Genomic DNA, 16,370 nt, shown 5'->3' with positions numbered 1-16,370 from the left:
ATCTAGCTCATTTGAAATCCACACAATTCTTTATGTAAAAATATAAAAGATCAACTTATATTTATACTACAAGCGGACAATAAATCGCATTTTTCAACAACACGTAGCTAACATGGACTGTAATTTCAAAAGCAGTTTCTGCTCACTTTCATTCCTTCCTTAATTGAAGTTTATTAGAGAAAAATGATATTCATATATATCATTACCATCGAGATATGCATCTGAACACATTTACTTTTGCCTTTCTATTTCTCTCAACACATTTAAAAGCCAAAATATAATAACAGCCGACTAATATTGATAAACATGAAGAGATACATCTAATATTTTCCTTGATAAAATTTCAAAAGGGACTATTCCTATGTCAGCACGCCAAACTATCGATGAGATTTTGCTAAAGTTTGCTCATCAAATAGGCTTGCCTGCACTGCATCTAACGGAAAATGAAGTAAGCTTAGCCTTTGATGATAATCTAAGGGTGCATATCATCTTTCATCCTGAATCGACAACTCTGCAGCTCGAAGCTGAGATTGTTGGCCTTCAAATTGTAAATTCCGATCTTTATCGTTCTTTCTTGGCCTTTAATTATCACTGGCCTGAGCACCAGTTATTTTTTAGTTTAGATAACCACCGACATGTCCTATGTTTAAACCGACTCATTAACATTAGGCGACTGGATTACGAATATTTTGAAACAGCTTTAGCAGAATTGCTGACGCACAGCGAGTCGTGGGAAGCGTTATTGTCTTCTCATGTAACCATTGATGAGGCACCACCGATGCCACAAACTTTAGACTTGAGAGTTTAGGTGTCTTTATGTCCAATGACATCCAATCCACATACACCAATTCATCGGTTCATGACGCTCAACAAGCGCAGCAAAGTGATGCAGTGCCGCAAGGAACGTTTCATGGCCGTAAAGTCACCCTACTCTCCTCATCAGAAAGCAGTCTGATGCGAACAAGCTCTAAAAGAGAGCTTGGTGAATGTTTAAATCAATTTGCCAGTCTCGAATCTTGCAATCGCGTTTTGGACTTTGATCCACAACTCAATATTGACAAGCAAAACGCCGCCGTAGAAAAGCTTATGGAACGAAAAGTGGCGATAATTCAACGTTCCTGATATCACAATATAAGCAGGTTAAACATCTAAGTTACCCTTCAGCCGACAAGCTCACGCTAATAAAAAACCCCGAAGATTCGGGGTTTTGATTCATACTGCTTTTTCTTTATTAATTACTTAGTTTCACTAGAAGAAGCCTAACGGGTCGATGCTGTAGCTAATCAGCAAGTTCTTCGTGTTCTGGTAGTGATCCAGCATCATCTTGTGCGTTTCGCGCCCGATACCCGATTTTTTGTAACCACCGAACGCTGCGTGTGCAGGGTAAGCGTGGTAACAGTTAATCCAGATCCGACCAGCTTCAATATTACGGCCCATACGATATGCAACGTTCGCATCACGTGTCCAAACACCTGCGCCTAAGCCATATTCAGTGTCGTTTGCGATTTCCAACGCTTCAGCCTCATCTTTGAATTTGGTGATAGCGATCACTGGGCCAAAGATTTCTTCTTGGAAGATTCGCATCTTGTTGTGGCCTTCCAACATGGTTGGCTGAATGTAGTACCCCTGGTTGATAGACTCTGGCTGTTCTGACACTCCACCACCAAAGACCACTTTTGCGCCTTCTTCACGGCCGATTTCTAGGTAACTTAAAATCTTATCAAACTGTTCTTGAGAAGCCTGAGCACCAACTTGAGTATCGGTATCGAGCGGATTACCTTGTTTAATCAGCTGTGCACGTTCCGTCAGTTTCTCTACAAACTTGTCATAAATCGCTTCATGAACCAGTACGCGAGATGGACAAGTACAAACTTCACCTTGGTTGAAGAAACCAAGTAACGTACCTTCGATACACTTATCAAGATACTCATCTTCGTAATCGAAGATATCTGAGAAGTAGATGTTTGGAGATTTACCACCTAACTCAACTGTCGATGGGATCAAGTTGTCTGCTGCACATTTCAGAATGTGGTTGCCAACTTGCGTAGACCCGGTAAACGCGAGTTTCGCAATGCGGTTGCTGGTTGCTAATGCTTGACCCGCTTCAGAACCATATCCGTTTACAACGTTGATGACACCAGGAGGAAGAAGGTCACCGATTTTTTCCATCAGAACCAGAATGGACGTTGGGGTTTGCTCTGCTGGCTTCAATACCACACAGCAACCCGCCGCTAGTGCCGGTGCTAGTTTCCAAGCCGCCATCAACATTGGGAAGTTCCACGGAATAATTTGACCAACCACACCAATCGGTTCTGGGAAGTGGTAGCTTGCGGTGTGCTCATCCAGTTCTGCCGCACTGCCTTCTTGTGCGCGAATACAGCCAGCGAAGTAACGGAAGTGATCCACTACTAAAGGTAAATCTGCCGCCAGGGTTTCGCGAACTGGTTTGCCGTTTTCCCAAGTTTCTGCAACTGCAAGCTCTTCTAGATGCTGCTCAATACGGTCAGCAATTTTCAGCAAGATGTTCGAACGTTCTGTCACGCTAGTTTTGGCCCATTTTGCTCTGATGTTGTGCGCGGCATCCAGTGCTAAATTAATATCTTCCTCGCCAGAGCGAGCAACTTTACAATACGCTTGTCCGTTGATTGGTGAGATATTGTCAAAGTACTCACCACCCGTTGGTTTTACCCATTCCCCACCGATAAAGTTATCGTAATGCGATTTAAAGTTAACAATGGCATTTTCACTACCTGGCTGTGCATAGATCATAACTCTTCCTTTTGTTTCTCGTTCAATGTGTTATTGCAGTGTCGTATCGCACTGTTCACAAAGAGCATTACGCAAGTCACACGCCAACTACGCCACACTTGTTGTTAATTAAATGTAAAACTATGATTACCAAGCGATAACAAACCAAGTGAGCGATGTTTGAGCGGATGTATGGTGTGAACACCAATGTTCAAGTGTTCCAAAATGGCACACCCTCACTGTGATAAAATGGTACAGTCATGGAACTTCAACACATTAGCGATAACAATTGGCTTTCAACTTCATGGGTGAGAAGTGAACAAGCGGGTTTAAAACAGCGTCGACGCCCTGAAGATATTCGAGTAACGCCAGCAACGCTCCAAGATAGGCGTCACCAACTCAATTTTTTGCTAGAGGCAGTCACTCAATTTGCACTCCCTCTGTTTAATCAGCTATTTGCTCATAGCGACAGTCGCTTAATTTTGACGGATTCAGATGGTGTCATCATCGGCAGTTGGGGACAGCCTAGATTTCGTGAGAAGTTGACGGAAATCTCGCTAAGCTCTGGAGCATGCTGGCAAGAAAAGGTCAAAGGCACCAACGCGATTGGTACAGCCTTGGTTGAAGCAAAGCCCGTTTCTGTTATTGGTGATCAGCACTTTATCCAACACCATCGTTTTATTAGCTGTTCGGCTAATCCTATTTTCGATCATCTTGGTAACCTCATTGGCGTATTAGATATTACGAGCGAGCAAAAGAGACATGACTTCTCAACGCAAGTACTAGTACAAAACATGGTCCAGCAAGTGGAGAATCAACTACTTAACTTGATTCCACAAGGGCATATTCGTGTGGATTTAGCGTGCGAAAAAGGTTTACTGAATAGTGGTTGGCAAGGAATTATCATTGCAAATGAAGACGGACAAGTTTTGGCTCACAATCAAGTAGCCTCTCAACTTTTTGCGCAAAAAAATATCATTGGGCAATCCTTAGACGACATTCTATCCACTCGGGGAAATGAGCACCCTTTCGTTTTCAAAACAAAACCGCTTGCCGATAAAGATAGCAAGGTCAAGTCTCGGGCTGTAGCGGCGTCCAATGATCTTCATTATGGCGACTCCGCTGTTGAGCACTGTTGGCAGCAAGCCAATCGCGTCATCGATAAAGACATCAGTTTGTTGATTCTCGGAGAAACTGGTGTTGGCAAAAACGAGTTTGTAAAAGCACTCCATAAAAACAGCCAGAGAAAAACGGGACCGTTGGTTTCCGTCAACTGCGGAGCGCTACCAAAAGATCTGGTTGAATCTGAATTGTTTGGCTACGTAGCCGGTGCCTTTACTGGCGCAAACAGCAAAGGCTATCAGGGAAAAATTCGCCAAGCTCACAAAGGGATTTTGTTTCTGGATGAAATCGCGGATTTACCCTTGGAAGCTCAAAGCCGCTTGCTCCATGTATTGCAAGATAAAACCGTGCTTCCCGTGGGTTCAAACCAAAGTATTCAAGTCGATACGCAAATCATTGCAGCCACGCATAAAGATCTGGAACATTTGGTCAGCGAAGGATTGTTCCGACAAGATTTGTATTATCGCCTTAATGGCTTGATCATTGAGCTACCTCGCTTTGAGGAACGTGATGACAAACGACAACTGATTGAGAACATTCATCGGCGTCACGCCGAATCTGAACAGCAGCTTTGCCCTCACCTCCTTTCTCTGATGCTGTCTTACTCATGGCCAGGAAATTTGCGTGAACTCGATAGTTTAATCAAAGTATCCGCCTTAATGGCGCAAGGTGAAGAAATATTGGAACTCACACACGTCCCAGCCCACCTAAGTAAGAAACTAAGCCAAGCTCAAGAAGGAGCAGCATCGGCTGAACCAACTTCAGAACTGCGTGCAACCGTCGAAGATAAGTTGCTCAAAACATATCAAGCCAACCAGGGGAACATTAGCAAAACGTCTCGTATGCTTGGTGTGAGCCGAAATACCATTTACAGAAAATTGAAAAGCCTTGGCATATTAAGTTAATTCTACGACCTCAGATATAAAAAGAGCACCGTTGCGGTGCTCTTTCTCTTTGAAACCTAGCTTACAGGCCGCCTTGTTGTTGTGCCTGTTTTACTAATGCCTGACGTTGAGTTTCCTTCTCAGAGATCACTTGATTGTCCTTGTGCATTTCCTGTTCCAATTCTGCTGGAATGAAAACAAAGTACTTGTTAAGAGTCATCTTAGAACCTCAATTTGCTGTGTTAATTACCTTCTTGGTCGACGTAAACAAAACCAGAAAAACATGTTTTACTGGATCCTTGTTGCTAGTTTCAAAAAATAAAGGATGTTCATATAATAAACATCCTCCATGTGGGCGCTAATTATAGGCGTAGTTTAAAGGCCTACCTAGCACTCTTTTTCACCTTTTGTGCAATCTGAGTTTCGATCGAAAAACGGGTTTAATTGCCCGTAGTTACTAAGGTATTGTTAAAAAGAGAAAAAAGCTTTTACTGTAACTGACGACAGGGATGAGCTTACGAGTGTAGGTTCACTTGCAATTGTGTATCGTAGAGTTCGAATACGATAATAATAACGCTACATGCCCTTAATCTGCGTAGTTAAAAACTTTGAAGTGATAGACAACCGAAGTCATATCTGTGCAACTCAGTTTAACGATTTGTCTACCAGTTCAATATTTCACCTTTTTTGAGAAATCTTTAGCCACTTTTTTGTGTGAAACGCCCCAAAAGAGCAGACAATTAAAAGTGTGGCATATGACCACAATTGTCTATCCCCACTTAGCTTCGGGAGGCGTTTATGAAAAGTAACAAACTTGGCCATGTGATGTCTTTCAGCAGGATGTTTTCCTTCATCGCATTCTTGACGGCCACATTCGCATGGATTCTCAGCATGTACGCCCTATTTACTGTTTCTTTAGTGGCTCTTGTGGTCAGTGCAATTCTCTACCTAAAAGACAGGTTTTATCAAAACAAGAAAACGACCACTGAAAAGAGCGCCTAGGCGCTCTTTTCTATTGAATGTCATTTCTGTGTGACTTGATATAGTTATCAATCCGTTCGAGTTCGTGAAAATAACCATACATACCAATACGATTAATTTCTGGTTCTATACAGTATTTTTCTTCTTTTACCATAGCTTCTACAAACATTCCGCTTGATGCAATTGTGAAAGGTGGACACGCTGAGTAACCATTATTTTCTGCAATATACTTCAATCGCCCAAATTCAAAAATTTGACCTGGAATAGCAACGATAAGGGACAAGACAATTGTTATAGTTATCACTTTAATCGGCACTTTGACTAACTGAGTCATTCGATCAAATAAAATATAGACCAATAATGTAGGGCACAAGAGTAAGCTTGCGATACTTAAAACATATGACGCATCAATGTAGACCACTTGAAAACCACTACTGAGCTGAAGCGGTAGAGATTCGAAAACGAAATGATGATAAAGGCGATAGATGGAGTAAGTAATCAGTAATATGAACATAAGCAACACGAAAGCTGTGTGAAATGGATGCTTCTGTTGTGTCATTTCTATTACCTTATAGTTGAGGAGACGGCAGAGAGCGGCTTAGCTTCACTCTTCGAAGAGAAATATTAAACTGCTAGCAAATGCATGCTCTCCCATTTCTGAGAAGTGCGTGACGAATCAACGTTTAATGTAACTTTTAAATCTACCAATATCTTACAGACACAAAAAAGGATGCCACTTGGGCATCCCTTTATATCTTTATATTTAGTCGGTTTACTTAAAACGATTACACGTCGTAAGTTGTAGACGCTGTGTCGCCGCCTGTACCAGTCCAGTTAGTGTGGAAGAATTCACCACGTGGACGGTCAATACGCTCATAAGTGTGAGCACCGAAGTAGTCACGTTGAGCTTGAAGCAGGTTCGCTGGTAGACGAGCTGTTGTGTAACCGTCTAGGAAAGATAGCGCAGAAATCGTACATGGCATTGGGATACCAGACTCTAGAGACTTCGCTGCTACTTTACGCCATGCTGCTAGGCTGCCTTGTAGGATGTTTTTGAAGTACTCATCAGAACCTAGGAATGCGATGTCTGGATTCGCTTCGTACGCATCACGGATGTTGCCTAGGAACGCAGAGCGGATGATACAACCACCACGCCACATTAGTGCTACGTTACCGTAGTTTAGGTCCCAACCGTTTTCGTTCGATGCTTCGCGCATTAGCATGAAGCCTTGAGCGTAAGAGATGATCTTAGAAGCTAGTAGCGCTTGACGTAGTGCATCAACCCACTCTTGCTTGTCGCCTTCAACTGGAGTGATTGTCTTACCGAATAGAGATTCAGCTTCAACACGTTGGTCTTTCAGTGCAGATAGACAACGAGAGAATACAGACTCAGAGATAAGTGTTAGTGGAATACCTAGGTCTAGTGCGTTAATACCAGTCCATTTACCAGTACCTTTTTGGCCTGCTGTGTCTAGGATCTTCTCAACTAGAGGCTCACCGTCTTCATCTTTGTAGCCAAGGATGTCAGCAGTGATTTCAACAAGGTAGCTGTCTAGCTCAGTCTTGTTCCAATCAGCGAATACTGCTTGCATCTCGTCAGCAGACATACCAAGACCGTCTTTCATGAACTGGTAAGCTTCTGTGATAAGCTGCATGTCACCGTATTCGATGCCGTTGTGTACCATCTTAACGAAGTGACCTGCACCGTCGTTACCAACCCAGTCACAACATGGCTCACCAGCGTCAGTTTTCGCAGCGATACCTTGGAAGATAGGCTTAACCGCTTCCCATGCTTCAGCAGCACCGCCAGGCATGATAGATGGACCGAAGCGCGCACCTTCTTCACCACCAGATACACCAGTACCGATGAAGTGGATACCTTTTTCACGTAGTGCAGCAACACGACGGTTTGTATCTGGGTAGTTAGTGTTACCACCGTCAATAATGATGTCGCCTTTGTCTAGCAGAGGTACTAGCGCTTCGATGAACTTGTCTACAACGTCACCAGCGCGAACCATCAACATTACTTTACGCGGCGTTTCTAGCTTCTCTACTAGTTCTTCTAGAGAGTATGCACCGATGATGTTCGTGCCTTTTGCTGGACCTTCCAGGAACTCGTCTACTTTAGCAGCAGTACGGTTGTGAGCAACCACTTTAAAGCCGTTATCGTTCATGTTTAGGATAAGGTTTTGACCCATTACTGCTAGGCCAATTACACCGATATCACCTTTCATTGTTTCTCTCCAATTTTATTTCATCGACGAGCAGCGTCTTAAGCAATTTTTGCTGCCGCGTCTAAATCTAAATACCATTCCGTTAGGCCCGATTTCGCTTGAATCTTAGCCGCTGGGTATGGCAGTGCGTGTGCTGGTGAACTGTTAATTTCTTCAACAATGTCCGCTTTTCCTGCACCAAGCACTAAGTAACTAATGCGTTTCGCTGCTTCTAATACGCGTGCGGTTTTCGACACACGAAGTTGGCCCGATTCAGGATGCGACGCCACAAGAGATAGGTTCGCATCATCATAATTCGTTTGGCCAGGGAACAGAGAAGCTGTATGACCATCTGCACCAACGCCTAATAAGATCCAGTCAAACACAGGTGTGCCGTTTTCACTCGGGATCACCTCTGCCATCTCTTTTGCAAAGCGCTCGGCTTCTGCTTTAGGCTCATCTTCGCCACGGATGCGGTGAATGTTTTCCGCAGGAATATTTACTTGGCTAAACAACAACGTGTTCGCTTCACCGTAGTTGCTTTCTGCATCGTCAGGGGCAACACAACGTTCGTCACCCCACCAAAAGTGGAGGTTTTCCCATTGAATGGAGGTTGCGTAAGCCTCTGAAGCCAGTAGTTTAAACAGCATTTTAGGAGTGCTGCCGCCAGAAAGAGAGATGTGAACAGGTCTGCCCATTTCGCTAAACGCTTTCATATCGTTAGCTAGGCTTTCAACTACCTGTTCTGCTGTTTGGTAGATCTTATGGTTGATCATAGTTCACAGTAATCCGTATCTGTTAAGTTTTTACATGGGAAACGCCAAGCGCGGCCATCACGCTGTAACAAGTCATCTGACTCTTTAGGTCCCCAAGTGCCGCATGCGTACCCGAAGAGGGATTGTGGATCTTGCTTAAAATCTAAGATTGGCTGTACGTATTGCCAGCACGCTTCCACCGCATCACTACGTGCAAATAGCGTAGCATCACCATTCAAAGCATCAAGTAGAAGACGCTCGTATGCCGTTAGCATTTGCGTTTCTTGCAGGTCAGCGTAATGGAAGTTCATTTTCACTTCCTTCGCTTCAAAGCCTGCGCCTGGCTCTTTCAAGCCAAAGCTCATTTGAATGCCTTCGTCTGGTTGAATACGAATGATCAGCTTGTTTTCTGGTGCGTTTTGACCAAACACAGGATGCGGTGTTTGTTTAAAGTGGATAACCACCTCAGTAACGCGTGTTGGAAGACGCTTACCAGTACGCACGTAAAATGGCACGCCATTCCAACGCCAGTTGTTGATGTACGCTTTCAAACCGATGTAAGTCTCTGTACGAGAATCGTCTGCAACTCCCGGCTCTTCACGGTAGCCGCGTAGGCTTTGCCCACGGACTTCAGACGCCGTGTATTGGCCTAATACTAGGTCATTGCGCAGAGCGTTTTCGTCTAATGGCTTTAGGCATTGAAGCACTTTTACCACTTCATCACGCATCGAGTCTGCATTGATTTGCGCTGGTGGTTCCATACCTACCATTGCTAATACTTGTAGCAAGTGGTTTTGGAACATGTCGCGCACAGCGCCAGAGTTGTCGTAGTAACCACCACGCTCCTCTACGCCAAGGAATTCTGCGCCTGTGATTTCAACGTAATCAATGAAGTTACGGTTCCAAAGCGGCTCAAACATCGCATTAGAGAAACGAAGCACAAGTAGGTTTTGTACCGTTTCTTTACCTAAGTAATGGTCAATTCGGTAGATTTGATGCTCTTGGAAGTGCTCGTGAATTTCTTTGTCCAGAATACGCGCCGATTCAAGGTCATAACCGAATGGTTTCTCAATGATCAGGCGTTTCCAGCCATCTTCTTCACTGTTAAGACCATGTGCTGCAAGACTTGCAGGGATCACACTGTATAAACTTGGTGGGGTTGCTAAGTAAAAAAGCGTATTGCGTTGCTCGAATTGATATTCGTCCGCAAGTTGGTCTAAGCGAGAAGATAGCTTACCGTAATCTTGTGTGTCAGAAGTATTAATTGCTTGGTAGTGCAGATGGTTAATAAATGCATCAAGCGTTTCTGGCTCAGTCTTTTCCATTTCCTGAAGCGATTTTTTCAGCTTCGCGCGGTAAGACTCATCACTGTATTCAGTGCGACTTACACCCAGAATGGCAAAATTCTCTGGAAGCTGCTTGTTCGCGTAGAGGTGGTATAAAGCAGGAATGAGCTTACGGTACGTAAGGTCACCTGAAGCACCAAAAATAACGATGCTGCTGTTTTCTGGTATTACCATCATCTTTCCCTTAAAAACGAGGTACTTATTGTGTGCCCGGATACGGCTAGAGAATGAGCCAACCCTATCAATGGCACCTCAAAATAGAAAATTGGTCTTACCTATTACGTTGATAGGTAAAGTCTATGGGCCCAAAGAACCTCAAGAAGTTGCATTTCCGATTCTTGGAAACACGACGTATTGAGGTCATTTAAGTCACTTATGTCTCAAAAGTACACACTGTACTCGCTGGAGGAGAGTCCGACACGGGGCAATATTGTCTACGACTATTTGATTTACATCAACACTTGCCAGTGCAAACGTTTAAATAAGTTGCACAAAACGTCATAAGCGATTGTATTTTATTGATAAAAAAAGTTTCATCTGAACACTCCAAAATTTAAGCAAAAACTCTAATATGGGCAATAATTACTCATACTTGCAATCCATTACAGTTTTATCGTGATCTGTGTTACTTACTTTTTATTTCATCATGCTATTGATAATGATACTCAATTAAAGATAATGAAATCACTATTAATGTGAAAGTAGAACGCCATGAAATCAAGCGCCATTAACCCACATCCCATAAACCGAATACAATCGGTGCTTGACTACATTCACACCAACTTAGACAGCACTCTGAGCGTAGATGAAATATCGAAAGCAAGTTGTTGGTCTCGCTGGCAACTGCAACGCGTATTTCAACAACACACTGGCGTATCCGTCGCTCACTATATCAGAGAGCTTAAACTTAGCCTTGCGGCTGAGCGCTTAATCCATACTTCTGACCGCTCGTTAGATATAGCGATAGAAATGGGATTTACATCTGAACACGCATTTAGCCGAGCGTTCAGGAATATGTTTTCAAAAAGCCCCCGTGAATATCGAAAAACGCAACAGCTCTCCGGGTTGAGACAACCTTTGACGCTGCGTAAGACACCAAAAGAAGAGAAAAAACATCAGCGCTTTATTGAAGTTCGAATAGAAACAAAACCGGCTTTTGAACTTGCTGGTTATCATGAACCTATTCACGGATTGTTTTCCGCTGCGCCCGATTTCCAATCCAAAGTACCGTCGCTTTGGTCACGTCTTTATTCATCTGAAAACCTTAACAATTCGGAAAGTAGTTACTTTGGCGTGATTGATGTGACTCAAGCGTATTCAAACAACCAACAACTTGAGTATTGGGCAGGTTATGAGTGCAGTCCAACAGCAAACGCACCAAGATCAACGAACTCTTCCAACTCGGGGTTAGACCTCTTGGCTGTTCCTGAGCAAACCTACGCCGTCATTACACACATAGGCAAAGCATCAGAGCTCGCCTCAACGCTGGAATGGTTTATTTTACATTGGCTACCCTACTCTAATTATCATGCTATCGATGGTTATGAGTTAGAGCTTTATCCAGAAGGTTATGATGTTGATAGCGAACAAGCACAAATGCAGTATTGGATTCCTGTTGAGCCAAACGACTCGCTATCTTTAAAACCTAAGAACAGAAGAATAAGTTCCAAAGATTAGTGTTTTGCACCAAATTGTTAACTTTTCCTATTTCTTTGAATATAGAATACAAATAACAATCATTATCAATAAATAGAAAAAGTAGTGGAATTTATAAATATGGAAAGTCCGATTCGATTTCATCGTTCAGCGGTTGCTATCGTCGTATCCGCATTGCTCGCTGGCCACGCCAATGCGACTGAGAGCGTATCCCAACACGAAACGATTACGGTGCTAGGAGAAACATACCGAAACACCGCAACTAAAACCGTTTTAGAACCGGAGGAAACACCGCAAGCGATCACGGTAATCACTAAAGATGACATGGACCTGCGCGGCGTAAACTCGGTGAGCGAAGCATTGCGTTACGCGCCTGGCGTAAATACAGAATTGCGTGGCGGTGCCGTTTCCCGACTTGACCTATTCAATATTCGTGGTTTTATTAACTACACCAACTTTTATGATGGTCTTCCTTTGCTGTACAACGGTTGGAACCTTCAACCTCAGGTCGATTCCGTTGCTCTTGAGCAAATCGAGGTTTTTAAAGGGCCAACGTCTGTTCTTTACGGCAATATTCCACCAGGAGGTATGGTCAACATTATCGCCAAGGCGCCTCAGTCAACACCCTCGCACTCTGTCTCGATTAGTACTGGGACTAACAGCCTAAAAGAACTGACGTTCGACACCACAGGACAAATTGGTGATTCTAATGTGGATTACCGTATTGTAGGCCTAGCTAAACAGCGAGATGGTCAAGCCGATACGTCTGAAGACGAACGTTATGTACTCGCCCCATCTTTCAATTGGCAAGCGACAGAAAGCACATTAGTGAACGTGAATGTTTACTATCAAAATGATCCATCAGCAGGTATCTACACGACTGTGCCTGCGTCTGGCTCAGTGATTAAAAACCCACTTGGCTCGATGTCACCAAGCACTTATTTGGGGGATGAGGACTGGAACACTTACGAACGCGAAGTTCTGATGATGGGTTACAAAGTCCAACACGACTTTAACAACAATTGGCAATTTCTACAGAATGCCCGCTACATGACCGCCGATGCCTATCAGGAAAACACATATAACGGTGCACTTGAAGCGGATAACCGTACCGTTGGTCGAAATGCCTATTTAACCGATGAAAAGTCCAAATCCTTTGTGATTGACAACCAACTATCTGGCTACGTTAAAACAGGAAATTTTGAACATAACTTATTGTTCGGGCTTGATTATCAGTATCTAGATTCAGATGTAAAATACAAAGACACGCTTGGGTATTCGCTAACTCAGGACATTTTTAATCCTGACCACAACAGCATTGATCGTAATGCACTGAATTTCCAATACAAACAAAACTTAGATATCAAAACGAAGCAGATTGGCGTTTATTTCCAAGATCAAGTTCGTTACGACCAACTTGTAATGATTGCAGGTCTTCGTTGGGATAAATACGATTCAAATACAGACGCCGTTAGCGATTATCTAGGAACAGTATCCAACAGCAAGGAAGAGTTAGACGATACCAACGTATCTTTCCGAGTCGGTGGTTTGTATGAGCTAGACTTTGGTCTCTCGCCATACCTTACTTACTCGGAAAGTTTCGAGCCAATTGCGGGTGCCGACTCTTCTGGTAAAGCATTTGAGCCATCAACCGGTCATCAATGGGAGTTAGGCTTTAAATACGCCCCATTATCTGGTGATATCTCAGGTAACTTAGCACTCTTCCATATTACGAAGAAAAACGCGATCTTGACCGATCCGAATAATCCTTATGCACCGAACTATCAAGCGGGCGAAGTGGTATCACAAGGTATTGAACTTGAGGCAAAATGGCAAGCCACAGCACAAGCTGATTTCACTCTAGGCTATACATATACCGATATGGAGATTACCGAGGACAGTTATTACAACCAAGAAGGTAAAACGCCGGTTTGGGTACCTGAGCAAACGGCCTCTCTATGGGCCAATTACTTCTTTGAAGGAAATCTTTCAGGCCTTCGTACCAGTGCTGGCGTTCGCTATGTCGGGGAAGCACAAATTGATGCACAGAATAGTCAAAAAGTACCGGACTACACCTTGTTTGATTTGGCAGCAAGTTACGATTTCTCAACGGTATCTGAATCAATGAAAGGGGCTAGCGTCACGCTTTCTGCAAGCAATCTATTCGATAAAGAATACTATTCTTGTTACGACAAAAATAACTGTTGGTTTGGCGCTGAGCGCTCTATCGAAGCGAAGTTAGAATACAACTTCTAACCTCTTAGAGCGGAACAGCAGTAATTTGTAAAGCGATGGTTTCTACAATAAGCCATCGCTTTTTATTTTGCATAGAGCATCAATATAAACGCTACCGTGTCACTTTTTTATAGCACCTTTCTGGCCTACCAACAGAGCCATAGTTTAAATCAGCCTCTAGTTCACCAGTGCTGATAAGATACTCCAAATAGCGCCTCGCCGTTGTTCGGCTCGCGCCGATCTTTTCGCCTGCCTCATCAGCGGTCAGCGCACTGCCATTTGGGAACAACTCCCTGATCTTGTCTAGGGTTACACCATCAATCCCTTTTGGTAATCGGTTCGGCAAGTTGTCTTGATTGGCGTGAGACTGCAGCATTTTATCAACGAGGTTCTGATCCAAACTCTCTACGATGTCTAGTTGTTGGCGTTGGGACACATACTTTTTCAGTGCGGCATCTAAGCGTGGAAACATCACTGGTTTTAACAAGTAATCGACAACGCCACCCCTCATCGCCTGTTGTAATGTATCGACATCCCTTGCGGCTGTAATCAAAATGACATCACACGTTTGGTTACTTGCACGCAGTGTATTTAGTATCTCAAGCCCTGTGCCATCGGGAAGATAGACATCCATCAATAGTAAATCTGGCTTAAGAATGTCGAGTTGCATTTCTGCTTCCATTCTCGTGGTCGCAATTCCAACCACTTCCAAACCTGTCAGTTGGCTTAAGTATTTGTGGTGCAGCTCAGCAATAGCCAGATCATCTTCAATGATCATTACGCGAGTCGCCATACTCATAATTGTTCTTCCTTGGGTAAGTACACCGTTATTCTTGTCCCATAATTTGTATTGGGTATCATCTCAACATGGCCGTGATATCGAGTAGCAAGCTGATTGACAAGGTGCAACCCAACACCTCGATTTTGACGAGATTTCGTTGAAACGCCTTTTGTAAATAATGTTTGTGGATCCATTGTTTTTGGGAGGCCACAACCATGATCTATCACCTCAAGTATCACTTCATTTCCGTAATCGCTAACGGACACATCAATGTTTCTGCGTTCTGACGCAACATTTGATTCATCGCGAATTGAAGTTAACGTGGCATCGAAAGCGTTATCAATCAAATTACCCAAAATTGTGACAAGGTCTTCCGAATTTAGCCACTCAGGTAGGGGCTCCAGACGACTGCCTTCCTCAACCACCAGTTGTAAGCCTAACTCGCGAGCACGTTCAGTTTTTCCAAGCAACATACCTGCAATTAGCGGGTCCTTAACGGTATCTCTTAAAAACTCAATCATTGCTTGATAGTGTGCGGTTTCTTGTCCAATTAACTTTTGCACCGCATCAAGCTCACCCATTTGTACTAGCCCACTAATGGTGTTGAGCTTATTTCGATGTTCATGGGTTTGCGAACGTAACAAATCTGCATATTCCTTGGTTTGTGATAGCTGCTCGGTTAGATCATTAATTTCATCCCTTAAACGGAAACTCGATACCGCCCCCACGATTTTTCCATCAACATAAATTGGAGAGCGATTTGCAATCAGGCGCTTATGATTAAGGAATATTTCAATATCATGATCTTCCTGCCCGCTTTCTAATACTGTATATAGATCGCTATCACGCAGCGTGTCAGTCAAAGGTTTATTGAGCGCTGATTCTCTATCAATACCGAGAATCTGGCAGGCACTACGATTTATCGAGCGAAGTATCCCTTGGGCATCAATGCTTAACACGCCCTCTTTGATGGTGCTCATCGTCACTTCTAATTCGCCGTACAACCGCCCTATCTCTTCAGGTTCAAAGCCTAAAATGGCGCGCTGAAACTTTCTCGACGCATAATTAGATACAATGGCATTAGCGACGACAACTACGATGACCATTAAAATCAAAAAGGCCAAAAATGGTTCGATGCGGTCTTGCAGTCGGTCGAGCAAATAGCCAACTGAAACCACACCAATGATGTTCCCTTGCTCGTCAAAAATCGCAGCTTTACCACGAACTGAATAACCTAACGAGCCCTGTGCCGTCGAAACATAAGACAACCCCCGTTCTAGCGCTCGACGATTGTCGCCACCTCTCATTGGCTTGCCCAACCGCTCATCAACAGGGTGGATTAAGCGTACTCCCTTATGGTCGCCAATAACGATGAATGCAGCACCTATGGCTTCGGTTAATTCTCGAAAGCGAAGTTGGTATGGCTGGGGGTTTTGGGTTTCGATCATTTCACGAACAACCGCTGAGTCCGCTAAAAAACGGGCAACACCCAGTGCTTTTTCTCCCATTTCTTGCTCTTGATTGATTTTGAGATAAGTGAACCCCGCGGCGACAAGCAATAACAGCTCTATCAACCCCGATAGCGTCATGATAATGAGCATCCGCTTACGAAAGCTGATGGTTTTCCAACTCATTGATACATCCTTGTG

14 protein-coding genes are annotated in these 16,370 nt (G+C 43.7%); 6 read left to right on the top strand and 8 right to left on the bottom strand.

Features of this window, described 5'->3' with window-relative positions:
- The first annotated feature begins 361 nt into the window (after positions 1–361).
- Both exsC and exsE2 read left to right on the top strand, forming a co-directional pair.
- Positions 362–808, top strand: a complete 447-nt coding sequence (gene exsC, locus R7Q09_RS08900) for a type III secretion system regulatory chaperone ExsC (RefSeq protein WP_005377174.1) — start codon at positions 362–364, stop codon at positions 806–808.
- A gap of 8 nt (positions 809–816) precedes the next feature.
- Positions 817–1,122, top strand: coding sequence for a T3SS regulon translocated regulator ExsE2 (exsE2, locus tag R7Q09_RS08895; protein ID WP_005387156.1), 306 nt, complete (start codon positions 817–819; stop codon positions 1,120–1,122).
- Positions 1,123–1,248: 126 nt separating this feature from the next.
- Here the strand turns inward: exsE2 and R7Q09_RS08890 are convergent, their stop codons facing one another.
- Positions 1,249–2,769 carry an aldehyde dehydrogenase family protein gene (locus R7Q09_RS08890; RefSeq protein ID WP_005377169.1) on the bottom strand — a complete coding sequence of 507 codons (1,521 nt, stop codon included), beginning with the start codon at positions 2,767–2,769 and terminating at the stop codon, positions 1,249–1,251.
- Positions 2,770–3,008: 239 nt separating this feature from the next.
- Here R7Q09_RS08890 and R7Q09_RS08885 point away from each other — a divergent pair, with 239 nt between their 5' ends.
- Positions 3,009–4,775 carry a sigma-54-dependent Fis family transcriptional regulator gene (locus R7Q09_RS08885; protein WP_213874512.1) on the top strand — a complete coding sequence of 589 codons (1,767 nt, stop codon included), beginning with the start codon at positions 3,009–3,011 and terminating at the stop codon, positions 4,773–4,775.
- A 61-nt stretch (positions 4,776–4,836) separates the two neighbouring features.
- On the opposite strand, the gene R7Q09_RS08880 is transcribed toward R7Q09_RS08885, so the two are convergent.
- Complete coding sequence (locus R7Q09_RS08880; RefSeq protein WP_005377165.1) at positions 4,837–4,974, bottom strand: hypothetical protein; 138 nt, start codon at positions 4,972–4,974, stop codon at positions 4,837–4,839.
- Between the two features lie 578 nt (positions 4,975–5,552).
- On the opposite strand from R7Q09_RS08880, the gene R7Q09_RS08875 reads away from it, so the two are divergent.
- Positions 5,553–5,756, top strand: a complete 204-nt coding sequence (locus R7Q09_RS08875) for a hypothetical protein (protein ID WP_005377162.1) — start codon at positions 5,553–5,555, stop codon at positions 5,754–5,756.
- Between the two features lie 10 nt (positions 5,757–5,766).
- On the opposite strand, the gene R7Q09_RS08870 is transcribed toward R7Q09_RS08875, so the two are convergent.
- The 4 genes from R7Q09_RS08870 to zwf all read right to left on the bottom strand — a co-directional run bounded on the left by R7Q09_RS08870 (position 5,767) and on the right by zwf (position 10,223).
- The gene (locus R7Q09_RS08870) at positions 5,767–6,294 is read right to left on the bottom strand and encodes a hypothetical protein (RefSeq protein ID WP_005377161.1); all 528 of its coding nucleotides are present in this window, start codon (positions 6,292–6,294) and stop codon (positions 5,767–5,769) included.
- A gap of 226 nt (positions 6,295–6,520) precedes the next feature.
- Positions 6,521–7,969, bottom strand: a complete 1,449-nt coding sequence (gnd, locus tag R7Q09_RS08865) for a decarboxylating NADP(+)-dependent phosphogluconate dehydrogenase (RefSeq protein ID WP_318070768.1) — start codon at positions 7,967–7,969, stop codon at positions 6,521–6,523.
- Between the two features lie 38 nt (positions 7,970–8,007).
- On the bottom strand, positions 8,008–8,724 hold the full coding sequence (gene pgl, locus R7Q09_RS08860) for a 6-phosphogluconolactonase (RefSeq protein ID WP_017634562.1): 717 nt from the start codon (positions 8,722–8,724) through the stop codon (positions 8,008–8,010).
- Positions 8,721–10,223, bottom strand: a complete 1,503-nt coding sequence (zwf, locus tag R7Q09_RS08855; RefSeq protein WP_017634563.1) for a glucose-6-phosphate dehydrogenase — start codon at positions 10,221–10,223, stop codon at positions 8,721–8,723. Before zwf ends, pgl begins: the two co-directional genes overlap by 4 nt.
- A gap of 537 nt (positions 10,224–10,760) precedes the next feature.
- On the opposite strand from zwf, the gene R7Q09_RS08850 reads away from it, so the two are divergent.
- Positions 10,761–11,726 carry a helix-turn-helix domain-containing protein gene (locus tag R7Q09_RS08850; RefSeq protein WP_137282067.1) on the top strand — a complete coding sequence of 322 codons (966 nt, stop codon included), beginning with the start codon at positions 10,761–10,763 and terminating at the stop codon, positions 11,724–11,726.
- Between the two features lie 99 nt (positions 11,727–11,825).
- Positions 11,826–13,961, top strand: coding sequence for a TonB-dependent siderophore receptor (locus tag R7Q09_RS08845; protein ID WP_213968878.1), 2,136 nt, complete (start codon positions 11,826–11,828; stop codon positions 13,959–13,961).
- Positions 13,962–14,052: 91 nt separating this feature from the next.
- On the opposite strand, the gene R7Q09_RS08840 is transcribed toward R7Q09_RS08845, so the two are convergent.
- Both R7Q09_RS08840 and R7Q09_RS08835 read right to left on the bottom strand, forming a co-directional pair.
- Positions 14,053–14,739 (bottom strand): response regulator, encoded by a 687-nt coding sequence (locus tag R7Q09_RS08840; protein WP_005377133.1) that lies wholly within the window; start codon positions 14,737–14,739, stop codon positions 14,053–14,055.
- Complete coding sequence (locus R7Q09_RS08835) at positions 14,736–16,355, bottom strand: sensor histidine kinase (RefSeq protein ID WP_104975367.1); 1,620 nt, start codon at positions 16,353–16,355, stop codon at positions 14,736–14,738. The genes R7Q09_RS08840 and R7Q09_RS08835 overlap by 4 nt, the downstream gene beginning before the upstream one ends.
- Between the last annotated feature and the right edge of the window lie 15 nt (positions 16,356–16,370).

This window comes from Vibrio sp. 2130-1, from assembly GCF_033339515.1.
This window is presented reverse-complemented; position numbering and strand designations above follow the sequence as displayed.